Source organism: Bradyrhizobium sp. LA6.8 (genome assembly GCF_040547935.1).
Taxonomy (GTDB): Bacteria; Pseudomonadota; Alphaproteobacteria; order Rhizobiales; family Xanthobacteraceae; genus Bradyrhizobium; species Bradyrhizobium barranii.
In genome coordinates this window covers 821,116-835,907 of record NZ_JBEPQQ010000002.1, presented here as the reverse complement: position 1 = coordinate 835,907, position 14,792 = coordinate 821,116, and the positions used below count along the sequence as shown (strand labels likewise).

Below are 14,792 nucleotides of genomic sequence, written 5' to 3'. Positions count from 1 at the left end.
ACGTGACAAGAAAGATCGGAGCGTTAGCGCAACTTCTTTTTGGACCGGTCAAATCGCCGGGACGTGTGATTTATGACATCTCCCGCGACGGAATGCAGCCGGGGGGAACTGGAAAATCGCCAACTGTGGCTAACTGGTGATAGGATGACCAATCGCCGCGGCCAGATCGAGTAAGGTTACCTCCGGCTCGAATTTTGCATTCCGGCATCGGCGCGCTATCATTGTCGGCAGAGAAAATCGTTCTTTTTTCAGACGTTTAGGAATTGCAGGGCGCCCGCCGCGATCGCATCCGCGAGCCGTCCGCCACTCAGGAATAGGGCCGGAGTGCTGCCATGAGTACTGAAGGCCCAACCTCGTCACCGACCGAACCGCCGCCGCGGCGCCCCAAGGTGATCAAGACCAATCAGCAGCAGGTCTTTCTCTACGTCGTGCTGACCCTGCTGCTGTCGCTCGCCACCGTCTGGGGCGGCCGCGCCATGCTGCACAATTCGGAGACGCTGACCTTTGCCGTCGGCACCCCCAACAGCGACGAAGCGCTATTCGCCGCCAAGCTCGCCACGCTGCTGAAGAACAACGCCTCGCGCTTCCGGATCAAGATCGTCAACAACGCAGACAATGCCAAGGCGCTCGCACAGTTCGACCGCAAGCAGGCTGACCTCGCCGTCCTTCGCACCGACGCCAAGGTGCCGCTGCGGGCGCGCACGCTCGCGATCCTCGAGCACGATCTGGTGCTGCTGCTCGGTCCCGGCAACAAGAAGATCAAATCGCTCGCCGAGTTGAAGAAGAAGAAAGTTGCCGTCCTTGCCGAGAACGAATCCTCGCTCGCCTTCGTCCGTAGCATCCTCGACATCCCCGACGGTTCGGACGCCGCGAAGATCCAGATGGCGCCGCAGGGCGCAACGCTCGACAAGCTGTTCGCGCCGGCGAGCGGCTTTGGCGCGGTGATCGCCATCGTCCATGCCTCCAGGGCGGTGCGGGACAAGGCCTATGAGCAGGTCGCCAAGCGCGGCGGCTTCACACTGAACGCGATCGACGAGGCCAAGGCGCTGGCGCGCAAGATTCCCGGCATTTCCAGCGAAACGCTGACTGCGGGCACGCTGTCCGCATCGCCGGAAATTCCCGACGACGACCTCGACACGATCGGGCTCGAATGGCTGCTGGTCGCGCAATCAAGGATGTCGGCGAGCACGGCGGGCGAACTCGCGCGCGTCGTCTATGAGAACAAGTCCGCGCTCGGGCTCGACAACGGCTTCGCCAGCCGAATCGAGCCGGCCTCCGTCGAGAAGGATGCCTACGTGATGGCGCATCAGGGGGCGGCCGACTACATCAACGACGACACCAAGTCGTTCATGGATAAGTACAGCGACCTGATGTATCTGGGCGCTGCTGCGCTCAGCGTGATCGGCTCGATCTTCGCTGCTATCTACGCCAAGATCACCCGGATCGCGCCGGAGAAGGCTGGCGAGCTTTCTACCGCCGTCCTCGACATCGGCGAACGCATCGAGCACGCCCATTCGCTGGACCAGCTCGAATGTCTCCAGGATGAGCTAGAGGGCATTCTGCGCGGCGCCGTCATAGGTCTCAGAGACGGCACGATCAGTACCGACGGACTCGACACCTTCAAGCTCGGCTACGAGTTCGTCCGCGACGAGATCGGCATGCGCCGCGACTATCTCAAACGCCACTGCGGCGAGGCCGACAAGGTCGCCCAGGATACGGCCCCTCCCCAGCAGGACGAGAGCAAGATCGTCGTGGTGAAGACAGCTCAGAGTGCCTGACCTGTCGATCTGACGGGTCTCGCAGCAGCGCCTTGCCGACATTTCCCGCGAATCGCCGGGCCGAATCCGGGAACCGCCCCCATCCACAACCGTTTGCTCCCGGATACAACCGGAGCACGCGCCATGCGTACACTCCTCGTCATCATCCTTCTGGGCATGCTGGTGGCGGCCGGCTATTTCGCCTATTCCGCAATGGCGATCGAGGGCGAGCCGATCCCGACGGAAGGCTATGTGGCGTTGGCGCTGGGAGCGGGTTTCGCCATCGTCGTCGGCATCGGCCTGATGATGTTGCTTTTTTTCAGCAGCCGCCGCGGCTACGACGAGCCGCCACATTTCAGGTAGCGCCCCGGATCCCCACGGCACCGGGCTTGCCGCATGCCTGTCGGACGATGCTGCCGGCAGCCCCCTGCCCGTCGTTGACGGCTCCTGCCCGGGCGGGCACTTTGGCGGCGGCGTCCCAGCCGGGACCGCAAGAGACACGACCGAGCCCGCCTTCCCGCATGTCCAAGCCGCTGATCCCCGCACTGGCCCAGTTCGTGGCCGCCACGGCCGGCCGCAACATGACCAAGGCGGCCTATGTGGCGGTCGGCCTCGGCGTGCTCAGCATGGTGCTGCTGACGGTCAACCCGGCCTACGAGACGGTGCACCGCTGGGTCGACGCCCTGCTATGGGCCTGCCTCGTCTATTTCGTGTTCGAATGGGTGGTCCGGCTGCGCCACATGGCACAGACGGGGCGCCTGTCGCTCTACATGACCTCCTCGGCCGGAGTGGTCGATGCTCTGGGCGCGCTGGCCGTGCCGGTCGCGCTCCTGATCGGCATCGAGCCGAAGACGGCGTGGCTGCTCAGCGTGCTCTGGGTATTGAAGGTGGTGCCGGGCATTCCGGGCCTGCGGCAGCTGCGCCGGGTGCTGGTGCTGGAATCGGGGCCGCTGGTCAGCGTGCTCGTGATCTTCCTGATGGTGGTGTTCCTCGCTTCCGTCGCTGAATATTTCCTGGAACGGGACGTGCAGCCCCAAACCTTCGGCAGCGTTCCCGCCGCGCTGTGGTGGGCTGTCGTCACGCTGACGACGACGGGCTACGGCGACGTCGTGCCGGTGACGCCGCTCGGGCGCATGGTGGCGGCGATGGTAATGATCTCGGGCCTCGGCGTGTTCGGGCTGTGGACCGGTATCCTGGCGACCGGCTTTGCCGCCGAGACCCGCCGCGACAACTTCCTCAAGACCTGGGAATCCGTCAGCAAGGTGCCGTTCTTCGCAGCGCTCGGGCCTGCCGCCATCGCCGACGTCACCCACATGCTGCGCACCATGGAGCTGCCGGCGCGCACCATGATCATCCGCAAGGGCACGCAGGGCGACTGCATGTATTTCATCGCCGCCGGCGAGGTCGAGGTCGACCTGCCCGGCAAGAAGGTCCAGCTCGGCGAGGGCGCGTTCTTCGGCGAGATGGCGCTGCTTGGCAACAACAAGCGCGGTGCCAATGTCTCGACCACGAAGGTGTCGCGGCTGCTGGTGCTCGACCTCGTCGACTTCCGCGTGCTGATGGCGCGGCATCCCGATCTCGCCGAAACCATCGATGCGGAAGCCAAGCGCCGCACACTCGAAAACAAATAAATGGAGACAAGAATGTCGGACACAGCCGACGCAGCCTCAGGCCCCGTGCTCGAACGTGACGGCGCACGCGCCACCATCCGCCTCAACCGGCCCAAACATCTCAACCGGCTCCAGGCCGAGGATCTCAGCGAGCTGGTCAGACTTTTCGACCGGATCGAGGCCGATCCTGATATCCGCGTGCTGGTGCTGACCGGCACGGGGCGGGCCTTCTCGGCGGGCTATGACCTCAACTCGGTTGCCGAGCGCGCGGTCAGCGCCAACGAGCAGCAGAGCGCGGGCTCGGCGTTCGAGGTCGTCGTCAACCGGTTGGAGGATCTCGGCGTGCCGACGATCTGCCGGCTCAATGGCGGCGTCTATGGCGGCTCGACCGACCTCGCGCTCGCCTGCGATTTCCGCATCGGCGTCGACACCGCCGAGATGTTCATGCCGGCGGCGCGGCTCGGGCTGCACTACTACCGAAGCGGCATCAAGCGTTACGTGACGCGGCTCGGCGTCGACAACGCGAAGAAGCTGTTCCTCACCGCGCAGAAGATCAGCGCACCGGAGATGCTGCGCATCGGCTATCTCACCGCCATGGTGCCGGTGGAATTCCTGGACGAGGAGGTCGACAAGCTCGCCAACATCCTCGCCGGCAACGCGCCGCAGGCAATGGCCGGCATGAAGCGCGCCATCAACGAATTCGCCCGCGGCGAATTGGACGAAGCGGCCGCCGATCAGCGCCACCGCGACAGCATGCGCGGCGACGAGATCAAGGAAGGTATCAGGGCGTTCGCGGAAAAACGGCCGCCAAAATTCTGATCACGCCCGCTGCGACCGCATCGCGCGCACCTGCGCCAGCTTGGGATCGCGGACGAGCGCCTGGTAGCGCTTGCTGTCGACGGCGTAAATCGCGATCCGGCCCTCACTGTCGGCATGAACGCCCCAGCCGAAGCGCTTGCCCAGGCTCGACGCCCTCATGCACGCCTGCCCTCGGGAGAAGAACGCTTCACGGGCCGCACGCTTCTCCGTCTTCGTCGCCTTCACATCGAGCTCGCGTCCCGGCGCGGACGTCGCGAAGATCACGTCGTCGGACGTGTGCTTGTAGGGTGCCTTGGCGATCATCCCGTACTGCAGGCACGCCACCGTCGGCTTTCCCGCGCGCAGCGGCGGCTCCTCGCCGGTATGCGCGGGACAGTCTTCAGCGACCCGGATGAAGGTGTTGAAGCAGTTGGTCGTGTGCATCGACTTTGTCATCTGCAACCCTGGATCGTTCAACCACCAGCAGCCGCGGCATGCTGCGCCGCCATCTCGTCGTCGGCCGCATTGATCCGCTGGAACGCGGGACGCGAGGTCATGCGCTCGGCATAGCGAACGAATACATCTTTTTTCGGCACGATGCCGAACATCATCGTCCAGCTGAACGCGACACCCCACAACACATCCGCCGCCGTCATGCGCTCGCCGAGCAGATACGGCCCCTTCGACAATTGCGTCTCGAGCGCGCCCAGCATGGTGTCGTAATCGGCATAGGGCGACTGCATGATCGGCGCCGGCTCGCGCTGCATGAACTTGTCGATCAAGGCCGGCTCGAACGATGCGCCGTAATAGGCGATCCAGCGCAGGTAAGGACCGCGCAGCGGATCGTTCAGCGTGGGCGTCAGCCCCGCCTGCGGAAACAGATCGGCGAGATAGATGGTGATCGCGACCTGCTCGGTCACCAGCGCCTCGCCGTGGCGAACCGCCGGCACCTTGCCGAGCGGATTGATGGCAAGATAGGCGCCCTGGCGCTGCTCGCCGGCCTTCATGTTGAGGACGTGGAGATCGTAGGGCGCGCCCAGCTCCTCCAGCAGCACCCGCGTGCCCGTGGCGCGGCTTTGCGGCGAATAATACAGGGTGATGCGGTTTTGATCGGTCATAACAGGTCTCCATCTGGCCGGCTGGCGATGGCGCTTGTAGCGGACCATACCTGACATCCTGTGTCAGGTATGGTTTAAGGGATCATGCGCGCGAGCAGAATGCTGTCGATCCTCACCACCCTCCAGGCCAGGGGGCAGGTCACTGCGCCCGAGCTTGCGGAAGCCTGCGAGGTCTCGGTGCGCACGATCTATCGCGACATCGACGCGCTCGCGGCGTCCGGCGTCCCCGTTTATGCCGACCGCGGCGCGGAGGGCGGCTATCGCCTGCTCGACGGTTATCGCGTGCGCTTGAACGGCCTGTCGCAGAACGAGGCGGAGGCCCTGTTCCTTGCGGGACTGCCGGGACCGGCCGCGGCGCTCGGGCTGGACGCGGCGATGATCGCCGCGCAGAACAAGCTGATGGCGGCACTCCCTGCCAACCTTCGCGAAGACGCCGGGCGGATGCAGGAGCGTTTTCACCTGGACGCACCCGGCTGGTTCGGCGAGACGGAAGAGCCCAAACATCTGCGCACCATTGCCGGCGCGGCTCTGCGCGGGACGCTGATCAGGATCCGCTACCAGAGCTGGCGCGCGGAGAAGCAGCGCCGCGTCGCACCGCTCGGGCTGGTGCTGAAGGGCGGCAGCTGGTATCTCGCCGGTCACGTCGACGGCAGCACGCGCACCTATCGCATCGCGCGCGTGCTGGACTGCACCGCGCTCGACGACCGCTTCGATCGTCCCGCCGCGTTCGATCTCGCCGCCTATTGGCAGGCTGCGACGCTTCGCCTCGAAGCCGAGATGCATCCCAATGTCGCGATCGTGCGGCTGTCGCCGTTCGGCGTCAAACTGCTCGACGCGCTGAGCCAGCCTTACGTCAAGGCGCGCACCCAGCTTGAAGAGACCGCGGATGCGGACGGCTGGCGCATCGCGCGCGTTCCGACCGGCAAGACGTCATGGCACGCGGCATCCGAATTGTTGCGGCTGGGGTCCGAAGCCGAAGTGCTGGAGCCCGCCGATCTCCGCGAGAAGATGGCGGAGATGACGCAGGCGATGGCTGCGCGCTATCGCGCAGCGGCGCGAAAAGCCTGACAGCGGCGCATTTCACCGAAGCTCACGAAACATTCCTGAAACACGATTCCTGCCTCGCGCCCTGAACGCGTTCGCGTCTCAGCCCGACGGAGAAGCAGGGACACAACAACGGCCTTAGCGCCACACTGGAGAATGAAAATGTTTCGTAAGCTTGCTCTTGGTCTGATCGCCGCTGGTTCGCTCGGTGCTGCCGCTCTCGCGCCCACCGCGGCTTCGGCCCACGGCTTCCATCATCACTGGGGTCCCGGCTGGGGCTTTGGCGGCGTCTACGTCAACACCGGCGTCAGCAACTGCTACCAGGAGCGCGTCGTCAGGACCCGCCATGGCCTGCGCGTCCGCGTCGTGAATGTCTGCGCCTACGGGATCTACTGATATCTGACGCCCTCGACAAAGCTCCGGTCGCATCGCGGCCGGAGTTTTGCATTGGGTTAACCAATCTGCCGATGCCGGCGAAACCAGGCCCAGGTCTCGCGCGTCGTCCTGATATAGCCGCGGCCGCGATGGACGATCTCGTCGTCGACGATCTCGTTCAGCTTCGGCAGCGCGTGAAACGGGATCGAGGGATAGGCGTGGTGCTCGACGTGGTAGGGCATATTCCACGCGAACCATTTGACGATCGCGCTGGTGTAGGTGGTGCGCGTGTTCTGGAAGGCGCTGCGGGTGCGGTCGCAGCCGGTGTGCTCGGCATAGAGATAGGGCCGCAGGAAGGACTGCCCGATGATCAGCGGGACAATCCAGACCCAGAGCAGCAACGCTGAGGAAGACCACAGCGAGAGCGCGAGCAGCAGCGCATAGAGCCCGGCATAGGCGCGCGCCTCGCGCACGATGACGGCGCGCTTGTTTTCGGGAATCCAGGGCACGGTGACCTTGCCGGTGACGGCGTGGCCGAGCATCAACCGGAGGCGGCCGGCGACCTGAAGCAGGCCGCTATAGGCGAGCGCAAGCTGCGTGTCGGATGTCGGCTTCACGCCGACGATCAGCTCCGGGTCCTTGTCCGGATCCTGGGTGTAGCGGTGATGGTCCCAGTGAAACAGGCAGTAATATTCGTAAGGTTGTCCGATGATGAAGGCCGAGGGATAGCCGACCGCAAGGTTGAGGCCACGGCTCCTGAACGCAGTCTTGTGCGCGGTCTCGTGCAGCGCCATGAACAGGAAGGCGACGAAATAGCCCTGCACCGCGATCAGCGGCAGCGCCCATAACACGCCCCAGGCTGAAGAGACCTTCCAGACCAGCGCGCCGACCAGCACGACCAGGCCGTAATGGCTGAGACTTTTCGCGGCCCCCCTGAGGTTCGAGCGCACCGACAATTCGCGCAGCATCGCCGGGCTCAGCGGCTTCAGGCGATGGCCGGGCTCTGAAACAGTCGCGTCAGTCATCATCGAAGGCTCGTCCTATTTGCTGAGAAGCTCTGCGATCTCGGCCTTGAGGAAGGCCTGGTCGCGCGGATTGCTGACGGGGTTGCCGGCGCGATGGCCGTGCAGCGACGGGATCGGATGCAGCACCGCCGATTTTGCGTTGACCAGCCTGCCGAGCTCGTCCTCATTGTCGCGGACATCGAAATAGCGGTCGGTCGCACCCGGCATCAGCAGCATATGCGCCTTGATCGCGGCCAACGCCCGGTCGAGATCGCCGCCGAATGACGCGCAACGACTGATGTCACCACGCTGCCAGATCCCGGCCTGCGCGAGGAGATCGTTGGCATCACGCCGGGCAAAGGTCGCGTCCCAGTTCCGGACCAGATAATCCTCGAGCGAGGTGAAGCCCGCCTCGCGCCAGAGCTCGTCGCGATAGAAGCCGTGCGACATCGCCCAGCCGGCATAGACGCGCCCCATGGCGCGATAGCCGGCAACGGGCTTCTCGACGAAGCGGCCGTCGCGGAAGGCGGGATCACCGGTCAGCGCAGCCTTCACACTTTCGAGGAAGACGTAATTATAGGGCGCGCAGCGCGCACTGCCGCAGACCACCGCGGCCCGCGCGACCATGTCGGGATGCAGCGCCGCCCAGTGATAGGTCTGCATGCCGCCCATCGACCAGCCATAGACCAGCGCGAGTTTTGTGATGCCGAAACGCTCGGTCAGCAGCCGGTGCTGGACCGCGATGGCGTCGTGATAGGTGATTTGCGGGAATGGCGCGTCGCCGAAATTCGATGGCGAGGACGACAGGCCGTTGCCGAACAGGTTCGGGATGATGATGAAGTAGCGCGTAGGGTCGAGCACGCCATCGGGCCCGATCAGCCATTCCGTGTCGTAGTGTTGGGCGCTGAACGAGGTCGGGTAGAGGATAACGTTGTCCCTGGCGGGGCTGAGGGTGCCGTAGGTCTTGTAGGTGAGCTTCATCGCGGGGAAGACGGCGCCGGACTGAAGCGTGACGTCGCCGGCCTCAAAGATCTCGTAGTCGCGCTGCCCGGTCATGCGTCCAACTCCCGCTCACGCGGCCGCAGCATGCGCCCGCCGAGACAACGATGCATTGTTCGTGCCGGACCGGCAAACGCATCGTTGCGTCGCGCTTAATATCTGTACTTATAGTACAGTTATTAGATCAGAACAAGAGGGTATGGTCGTCACGCGTCAGGCGATGGCCGCGATGTATCGCTGCACGGACGCTGCGAATGCGGCCTTGGCGCCGGAGGCGATGTTGCGGCCCCACCAGGCGCCGTAGATGCGGTCAAAGGCGAGCGGCTCCACAGCGGCCGCGATCCGCCGCACCGCGGCGGCGTTGAGCGGCATGTAGTTCGGATAGGAGTACATGAAGCTGACGAAGCGCCGGTCCATCGTCACCTGCGCGATATCGCCGGTGAGCAGCGCACCCTTGCCCTCCGCACCGCGCACATGGTGCAGCATGGTGGCGCCCGCGAAATGACCGCCGGTGCGCAACAGCAGCACATCGTCGGAGATGCGCTGCTGATCGCCGGTCCAGTGCACGATCGAGGGATGCGGACGCGTCACCCATTGGCGATCGTCGGCATGCAGATAGACCGGCACGCCGCCGAACGCCTCGCTCCAGTCGGCAAGCGCGCCATAGTAGTGTGGATGCGAGATCGCGATCGCCTTCAGCCCGCCGAGCGAGCGCACATGCGCGATGGCTTCCGGCGTCGCTAGCGGGACGCAGTCCCACATCAGACAGCCGTCGCCGAGCGGCACCAACAGCGCGCGCTGGCCGATGGCGAAGCTCGGCTCGGACCCGACGCCGGTGAGGCCGAGATCGTCCCGCCAGGCAAGGCGGTGCCGTTCCGCCAACGCTTCGCGTGTGAGGAAGGTTTGGCCCTTCCAGTTCACGAACTGCCGCTCGTCCTCGCAGATCGGACAGGATGCGGGCGGTTTTTCGCCTTCCGGAAATTGGGCGCCGCAGGTTTCGCAGGTCCAGAGAGGCATGGCCGTGATCCAGAAGAAGGAGGGGACACCCACGAGATGACGCCGTAGCCCTCCCATCGCAAGTGCGGAGGAACCAACCCGGCTAGCACATGTTACTTTCCGGTCCGCCCCGGCGCCAGTTGGCCGGTCATGTGAGCCCGTCTTGTCAGCCCTGCTTGTGCAAGACCATTTCCGCCGGCCGTCATTCAACGCTCGATGGCATCGCGCTCCCCTCCCCGCCGCTGTCGGGCTATCTCGGCTACACGTTCGGCTATGTCGCCGTGTTCGTGCTGGCGGCCGTGTTCGGCGCCATCGCGATCGCCTGCGTGCTGATGATCCCCGCAAAGGCGATCGACGACCCCGCCTCGCGCGGCTGCAAGGAGGATGACCCCGACACGCGCCTGATGCGTTCACCATGCTGCTCAAGCACCGGGCGCTGCTAGCGCTCGCGCTTTTTCATCTCGGCACACCGGGCTGCGGCACCAGGTCGCGGTCACAGGGCGTCATCGTGAGTGGCTTATCACGCAATCCAGCGTTTTTGCGGTTGCGGCGCACCGGCCTGACGATACAACCTGCCGTAATTCGCCAACTAATCTGCCCTTCCCGATCGATGATCCAGCCTCAACTCTCATTCGATGGCGACCCGAATGGCCAGGCCTATGAAAGATGGCGCGAGCAGTTTTGCCGCCAGGTCGCCGACGTCGATTTCGTTCCGATCGGGGAAGGACGCGTTCACCGGACCATTTCGCCGGCCATTCTTCCGCGCCTCCGACTCTCGGCCTCGTTCGGCACGCCGATGTCCTTCGTATCGCTGGGGACGAACGACGAATTGGTGATCACGATGTCGCCGAATTCGGCGCTGAGCGGGGCCATGGGACGACGTCCGCTGGAGGTCGCCGCCGGCGACGTCACGATCGGCGACCCCTCGATCAAGGGCGCCCATATCACCCAGACGACGCACGGCAACTTCCAGACCGCGCTGCTGCCGCGCAAGGCGCTGCTGCGCGCGTGCCCGAATGCCGAGGACCTGATTGCGCAGTCGATCCCCGGCGCCAATCCGATCACGTCGATGTTCCTGCGATATTATGACCTCGCGCACACTTATGCCGACAAGCTCGCGCCTGCGGAGCTCGATGCGGTCTCGCAGCATTTGTTCGACCTCTCCGTGCTGATGATCGGAGCGCGCGGCGATGTCGCCGAGCAAGCTCGCATGCGCGGCCTCGCGGCGGCGCGTCTCGAAACCCTCAAATCCGACATCCTGGCCCAGCTCGACAACCCCGCGCTGTCGCTCAGCGTCCTTTCAGCCGCGCACCGGATCAGCCCGCGCACGATTCAGTTGATGTTCGAGCAGGCCGGCATCACCTATAGCGGCTTCGTGCTGGAGCAGCGGCTGCTGCGCGCCGAGCGGCTGCTTCGAAATCCAAACCTGCGCGCGCGCAAGATCATCGAGATCGCGCACCTCGCCGGCTTTCACGACGTCTCCTACTTCCACCGCGCATTCCGCCGCCGCTTCGGACGGACGCCCGACGACGTCAGGAAGCTCTCCGGCGAGATGGGCTAAGGAAACTCAACCACGATCTTGCCGAAGTGACCGCCCTGCTGCATCAGCCGCAACGCGTCCGGCACGGCATCGAAGCCGAACGCACGGTCGATCACTGGCTTCATGCCGTTGCGGCCTATCGCGGCCGTCATCCCCTCGAACATCCGACGGCTGCCGACTGACAAGCCGATGACGTGCAGGTTCTTGGAGAACAGGCTCGGGATTGCGATCTGCTGCGAGACGCCGGTGAGCACGCCGATCACCAGAATGTTGCCACCGACCCTGATCGCCTCGAGCGACTGCGCAAAGGTATCCTTGCCGCCGACTTCAACTACGTGATCGACACCGCCGCCGGTCCAATCGGCCGCGGCCTTGCCCCATTCCGACACCGTACGATAATTGATGGTGTGGTCGGCGCCGAGCGCCTTGGCACGTTCGAGCTTCTCGTCGCTCGACGACGTCACGATCACGCTCGCGCCGACGAGCTTTGCGAATTGCAGCGCGAAGATCGAGACACCGCCGGTGCCCTGCACCAGCACGGTGTCACCGGGTTTCACCCTGGCCTCCTCGAACAGCGCTCGCCACGCCGTGAGGCCGGCGCAGGGCAGCGTCGCCGCTTCCATGAATGAAAGGTGCGATGGAATGCGGCTGACGCCCTCGGCATCGAGCAGCATCACCTCCTGCAACACGCCCGGCCGCGTACCGCCGAGCGCATAGCGGCGGCTTGTCGCCGACACCTTCCCGTCGATCCAGGACTGGAAGAACATCGGACAGACGCGATCGCCAACCGCGATGCGGGCAACGCCGTCACCAACCGCGATGACTTCGCCGGCACCGTCCGAGAACGGGATCAGCGGCAATCTCGTGACGCCGCCCTTGCCCTGCACCGTGAGCAGATCACGGTAGTTGAGCGATGCCGCCTTCATCCGCACCGTGACCTGGCCGGGGCCAGGCGTCGGTTCCGGCAGATCGGCCAGCTCCAACCCCTCGATCGACCAGTCGCGCGCGACCTGCCAGACCTTCATGGCGACCGCTCCGTGCTTACGTTCCAAAATTCGTCTGGATCGCCTTGTCGAGCGTCTCGCCGCCGACGAAGCGCTGGCGCAATTCGCGCTTGAGCAGCTTGCCGCTCGGGTTCTTCGGCAGGCTGTCGACGAAGATGACGCGCTTGGGCACCTTGAAATGCGCCATCTGGCCAGCGCAGTGCTTGATGACGGCGTCCTCATCCAGCGTCTCGCCGGTCTTGACCACGACGATCGCGGTCACCGCCTCGATCCAGCGCGGATCGGGCAGGCCGACGACGGCAACTTCCGACACCGCGGGGATGCGATAGACCATCTCCTCGACCTCGCGGCTCGCGACATTCTCGCCGCCGGTCTTGATCATGTCCTTGACGCGGTCGACCACGGTGATGTGGCCCTCGGCATCGACGGTGGCGAGATCGCCGGAGTGAAACCAGCCGCCGGTGAATGCCGCCGCGGTCTTCACGGGGTCATTGTAATAGCCGGAGAGCAGATGCGGCGAGCGGTGCACGATCTCCCCGACCTCGCCGACTTTCACATCTTCCATCGCCGTGTTGACCACGCGCGTCTCGACATTGAGCACGGGCTTGCCGGCCGAGCCGGCCTTGCGCAGCTGGTCCTCGGGCCGCAGCACGGTCGCGAGCGGCGCGATCTCGGTCTGGCCGTAGAAATTCCAGAATTTGACGTTGGGCAGGCGGCGCTGCAGTTCGAGCAGCACCTCCACGGGCATGATCGAGGCGCCGTAATAACCCTTCTGCAAGGTCGACAGATCGGTCTTGTCGAAATTCGGCGAGCGCAGCATCGCGATCCAGATCGTCGGCGGCGCGAAGAAGGACGTGATCTTGTGCGCCTGGATCAGCGCCAGGATATTGTCGGCGGTCGGCTTGCCCGTGATCACGCCGGAGGCGCCGAGATAGATCTGCGGCCCCAGGAAGACGTCGAGCTGGGCGCAGTGATAGAGCGGCAGCGCGTGCAGGAACTTGTCGTCCGCGCTCATGCCGCCGTCGATGATGCAGCTGACGTACTGCCACATCACGGCTTCATGGGTCAGCATCGCGCCCTTGGGCAGCGATTCCGTGCCGCTGGTGTAGACGATCTGTGCGAGATCGCGGCTGTCGACCGAGGCCTCCAGGAACGACCCGTCGGGGCTGAGGAGATCGTCGAAAGTGGTGATGTCCGCGGGCGACGTGGCCGGATCCTCGCCCGGCAGCCAGATCATCTTCTCGACCGCGCAATCCCTGGCGCTTGCGGCCTTTGCCGGCTCGACGAAATCGGGGCCGGTCGCAAGCAGCTTCGCGCCGGAGCTTTTCAGGATGAAATTGATCTCATCCGGGTTGAGCATGAAATTGATCGGCACCAGCACCGCACCGATCCGCGCCAGCGCGAAGCGCAACGCCGCAAACGCATGCGAATTGCGCGAGAGCACGGCAACGCGATCGCCCTTGCTGACGCCGAGACTGAGCAGGCCGCGTCCGAGCCGGTTGCAGATCGCGTCCATCTCGGCAAACGTCCAGCTCACATCGCCGCAGCTCACTGCAAGCTTGTTCGGCTCGCGCCCCGCCGAACGGCGCAAGAGGTCGCCGATGGAATGCTCGCGCGCTTTCGAGATGGTGGCCGCGATGTCGCCGGTCATGTGCTCCTCCGTGTGATGTCTTTATTTGTTGGATTTCTTGGCTGAAATCTTGCGTCTTCATCAGGCGCCTATCTGCGCCGGGCCGCCTGGGCGTGCTCCATGTACATGTGCTCGACCGACCGATCGAGCGAGGCGATTTTCTCGAAACCGCGCCGCCAGTCCTGCAAGTGCCGGCGCGTCCAGAGCACGCCCGCCTCGCGGTCGCGGCGGCGGATCGCTTCGATCAGATGGCGGTGCGCGGCGACGAGGCGTGGGCCGCCTTCGGCAACGCCGGTCACGATCATCTCTGTGGTCGGATAGAACAGCTGCGCCGCCGGCTCGCGTGCGAGCTGGAGCACGCGGTTCTGCGAGGCCTTGGCGACCAGCACGTGGAATTCGGCATCGCATTCGGCGAGCGTGGCGGGATCGCCGACCACGGCCTCGCTGCGCACGAGATTGTTGGTGAGCTCGGCGAGGTTCTCTTCGGTCGCGCGCTCCACCGCGCCTTCGATGCTCGCCACCTCCAGCGTCATCGAGGCTTCGTAGAGCTCGCGGAACGTCACCTCGTGCAGCACCAGTGCGCGGCTGAGGCGGCTTGCGAGCTTGGTGTAGCGCGGCAGGCAGGCGTGCAGACGGCGCGAGGAATCGCGGCTGATCAAGCCGCCCTCCTCCAGCACACGGATGCCTTCGCGAATGGTCGAGCGGTTGACGCCGAACTGGCGCACCAGATCATGCTCGGTGCCGATGGGATCGCCGGGCTTGATGCGCCCATTGACGATCTCGCGCTCGATGGCGTCGGCGACTTTCTGATAGGCCGGCGCGACATCGATCGGACGGAAGAGCGGCGAAATCGGCACGGTAGCCCCCAATGGCGATTGTCCGACAAACTATAGGATCGCCCCGAAGGCGCGTCAAAC

General features: G+C 64.8%; 17 protein-coding genes. 8 read left to right on the top strand and 9 right to left on the bottom strand.

Going from position 1 to position 14,792, the window contains the following annotated elements:
* Positions 1-332: 332 nt before the first annotated feature.
* From ABIA90_RS11035 to ABIA90_RS11020, 4 genes are all read left to right on the top strand, one after another.
* On the top strand, positions 333-1,778 hold the full coding sequence (locus ABIA90_RS11035) for a TAXI family TRAP transporter solute-binding subunit (protein ID WP_354118836.1): 1,446 nt from the start codon (positions 333-335) through the stop codon (positions 1,776-1,778).
* Positions 1,779-1,901: 123 nt separating this feature from the next.
* Positions 1,902-2,120, top strand: coding sequence for a hypothetical protein (locus ABIA90_RS11030; protein WP_135214674.1), 219 nt, complete (start codon positions 1,902-1,904; stop codon positions 2,118-2,120).
* Positions 2,121-2,278: 158 nt separating this feature from the next.
* The gene (locus ABIA90_RS11025; RefSeq protein WP_354118835.1) at positions 2,279-3,388 is read left to right on the top strand and encodes a cyclic nucleotide-gated ion channel; all 1,110 of its coding nucleotides are present in this window, start codon (positions 2,279-2,281) and stop codon (positions 3,386-3,388) included.
* 12 nt (positions 3,389-3,400) lie between these two features.
* Positions 3,401-4,186, top strand: a complete 786-nt coding sequence (locus tag ABIA90_RS11020) for an enoyl-CoA hydratase/isomerase family protein (RefSeq protein WP_354118834.1) — start codon at positions 3,401-3,403, stop codon at positions 4,184-4,186.
* Here the strand turns inward: ABIA90_RS11020 and ABIA90_RS11015 are convergent, their stop codons facing one another.
* Both ABIA90_RS11015 and ABIA90_RS11010 read right to left on the bottom strand, forming a co-directional pair.
* The gene (locus ABIA90_RS11015) at positions 4,187-4,609 is read right to left on the bottom strand and encodes a DUF6157 family protein (RefSeq protein ID WP_354118833.1); all 423 of its coding nucleotides are present in this window, start codon (positions 4,607-4,609) and stop codon (positions 4,187-4,189) included.
* A 29-nt stretch (positions 4,610-4,638) separates the two neighbouring features.
* Entirely contained in the window at positions 4,639-5,283 is a 645-nt protein-coding gene (locus tag ABIA90_RS11010; protein WP_354118832.1) for a glutathione S-transferase family protein, read from the bottom strand.
* A gap of 84 nt (positions 5,284-5,367) precedes the next feature.
* Here ABIA90_RS11010 and ABIA90_RS11005 point away from each other — a divergent pair, with 84 nt between their 5' ends.
* Positions 5,368-6,351 (top strand): helix-turn-helix transcriptional regulator, encoded by a 984-nt coding sequence (locus tag ABIA90_RS11005; protein WP_354118831.1) that lies wholly within the window; start codon positions 5,368-5,370, stop codon positions 6,349-6,351.
* Positions 6,352-6,489: 138 nt separating this feature from the next.
* Positions 6,490-6,723, top strand: coding sequence for a hypothetical protein (locus ABIA90_RS11000; protein ID WP_014498305.1), 234 nt, complete (start codon positions 6,490-6,492; stop codon positions 6,721-6,723).
* 56 nt (positions 6,724-6,779) lie between these two features.
* Here ABIA90_RS11000 and ABIA90_RS10995 read toward each other — a convergent pair whose 3' ends face one another.
* From ABIA90_RS10995 to ABIA90_RS10985, 3 genes are all read right to left on the bottom strand, one after another.
* Positions 6,780-7,727: a fatty acid desaturase gene (locus ABIA90_RS10995; protein WP_354118879.1), complete on the bottom strand. Its 948-nt coding sequence runs from the start codon at positions 7,725-7,727 to the stop codon at positions 6,780-6,782.
* Positions 7,728-7,742: 15 nt separating this feature from the next.
* Positions 7,743-8,762 (bottom strand): alpha/beta fold hydrolase, encoded by a 1,020-nt coding sequence (locus tag ABIA90_RS10990; protein ID WP_354118830.1) that lies wholly within the window; start codon positions 8,760-8,762, stop codon positions 7,743-7,745.
* A gap of 156 nt (positions 8,763-8,918) precedes the next feature.
* Positions 8,919-9,722 carry an MBL fold metallo-hydrolase gene (locus tag ABIA90_RS10985; protein ID WP_354118829.1) on the bottom strand — a complete coding sequence of 268 codons (804 nt, stop codon included), beginning with the start codon at positions 9,720-9,722 and terminating at the stop codon, positions 8,919-8,921.
* Positions 9,723-9,877: 155 nt separating this feature from the next.
* On the opposite strand from ABIA90_RS10985, the gene ABIA90_RS10980 reads away from it, so the two are divergent.
* Entirely contained in the window at positions 9,878-10,144 is a 267-nt protein-coding gene (locus ABIA90_RS10980; RefSeq protein ID WP_354118828.1) for a hypothetical protein, read from the top strand.
* A gap of 289 nt (positions 10,145-10,433) precedes the next feature.
* Here the strand turns inward: ABIA90_RS10980 and ABIA90_RS10975 are convergent, their stop codons facing one another.
* Positions 10,434-10,574, bottom strand: a complete 141-nt coding sequence (locus ABIA90_RS10975; protein WP_231143863.1) for a hypothetical protein — start codon at positions 10,572-10,574, stop codon at positions 10,434-10,436.
* On the opposite strand from ABIA90_RS10975, the gene ABIA90_RS10970 reads away from it, so the two are divergent.
* Positions 10,573-11,262, top strand: a complete 690-nt coding sequence (locus ABIA90_RS10970) for a helix-turn-helix domain-containing protein (RefSeq protein WP_354118827.1) — start codon at positions 10,573-10,575, stop codon at positions 11,260-11,262. The two genes, ABIA90_RS10975 and ABIA90_RS10970, sit on opposite strands and share 2 nt — an antisense overlap.
* Here the strand turns inward: ABIA90_RS10970 and ABIA90_RS10965 are convergent.
* From ABIA90_RS10965 to ABIA90_RS10955, 3 genes are all read right to left on the bottom strand, one after another.
* Complete coding sequence (locus ABIA90_RS10965; protein ID WP_354118826.1) at positions 11,259-12,266, bottom strand: zinc-dependent alcohol dehydrogenase family protein; 1,008 nt, start codon at positions 12,264-12,266, stop codon at positions 11,259-11,261. The genes ABIA90_RS10970 and ABIA90_RS10965 overlap by 4 nt on opposite strands.
* A 16-nt stretch (positions 12,267-12,282) precedes the next feature.
* Positions 12,283-13,896: an acyl-CoA synthetase gene (locus ABIA90_RS10960; protein ID WP_354118825.1), complete on the bottom strand. Its 1,614-nt coding sequence runs from the start codon at positions 13,894-13,896 to the stop codon at positions 12,283-12,285.
* A gap of 68 nt (positions 13,897-13,964) precedes the next feature.
* Entirely contained in the window at positions 13,965-14,732 is a 768-nt protein-coding gene (locus ABIA90_RS10955) for a FadR/GntR family transcriptional regulator (protein WP_085403530.1), read from the bottom strand.
* Between the last annotated feature and the right edge of the window lie 60 nt (positions 14,733-14,792).

Excerpts from the sequence above, each read along its gene's own strand:
- ABIA90_RS10970 (WP_354118827.1), top strand. The coding sequence starts at position 10,573 with ATGGGACGACGTCCGCTGGAGGTCGCCGCCGGCGACGTCACGATCGGC.
- ABIA90_RS11000 (WP_014498305.1), top strand. The coding sequence starts at position 6,490 with ATGTTTCGTAAGCTTGCTCTTGGTCTGATCGCCGCTGGTTCGCTCGGT.
- ABIA90_RS11010 (WP_354118832.1), bottom strand. The coding sequence starts at position 5,283 with ATGACCGATCAAAACCGCATCACCCTGTATTATTCGCCGCAAAGCCGC.
- ABIA90_RS10995 (WP_354118879.1), bottom strand. The coding sequence starts at position 7,727 with ATGACTGACGCGACTGTTTCAGAGCCCGGCCATCGCCTGAAGCCGCTG.
- ABIA90_RS11020 (WP_354118834.1), top strand. The coding sequence starts at position 3,401 with ATGTCGGACACAGCCGACGCAGCCTCAGGCCCCGTGCTCGAACGTGAC.
- ABIA90_RS10990 (WP_354118830.1), bottom strand. The coding sequence starts at position 8,762 with ATGACCGGGCAGCGCGACTACGAGATCTTTGAGGCCGGCGACGTCACG.
- ABIA90_RS11025 (WP_354118835.1), top strand. The coding sequence starts at position 2,279 with ATGTCCAAGCCGCTGATCCCCGCACTGGCCCAGTTCGTGGCCGCCACG.
- ABIA90_RS11035 (WP_354118836.1), top strand. The coding sequence starts at position 333 with ATGAGTACTGAAGGCCCAACCTCGTCACCGACCGAACCGCCGCCGCGG.
- ABIA90_RS10960 (WP_354118825.1), bottom strand. The coding sequence starts at position 13,896 with ATGACCGGCGACATCGCGGCCACCATCTCGAAAGCGCGCGAGCATTCC.
- ABIA90_RS11030 (WP_135214674.1), top strand. The coding sequence starts at position 1,902 with ATGCGTACACTCCTCGTCATCATCCTTCTGGGCATGCTGGTGGCGGCC.
- ABIA90_RS11015 (WP_354118833.1), bottom strand. The coding sequence starts at position 4,609 with ATGCACACGACCAACTGCTTCAACACCTTCATCCGGGTCGCTGAAGAC.
- ABIA90_RS10975 (WP_231143863.1), bottom strand. The coding sequence starts at position 10,574 with ATGGCCCCGCTCAGCGCCGAATTCGGCGACATCGTGATCACCAATTCG.
- ABIA90_RS10985 (WP_354118829.1), bottom strand. The coding sequence starts at position 9,722 with ATGCCTCTCTGGACCTGCGAAACCTGCGGCGCCCAATTTCCGGAAGGC.
- ABIA90_RS10965 (WP_354118826.1), bottom strand. The coding sequence starts at position 12,266 with ATGAAGGTCTGGCAGGTCGCGCGCGACTGGTCGATCGAGGGGTTGGAG.
- ABIA90_RS11005 (WP_354118831.1), top strand. The coding sequence starts at position 5,368 with ATGCGCGCGAGCAGAATGCTGTCGATCCTCACCACCCTCCAGGCCAGG.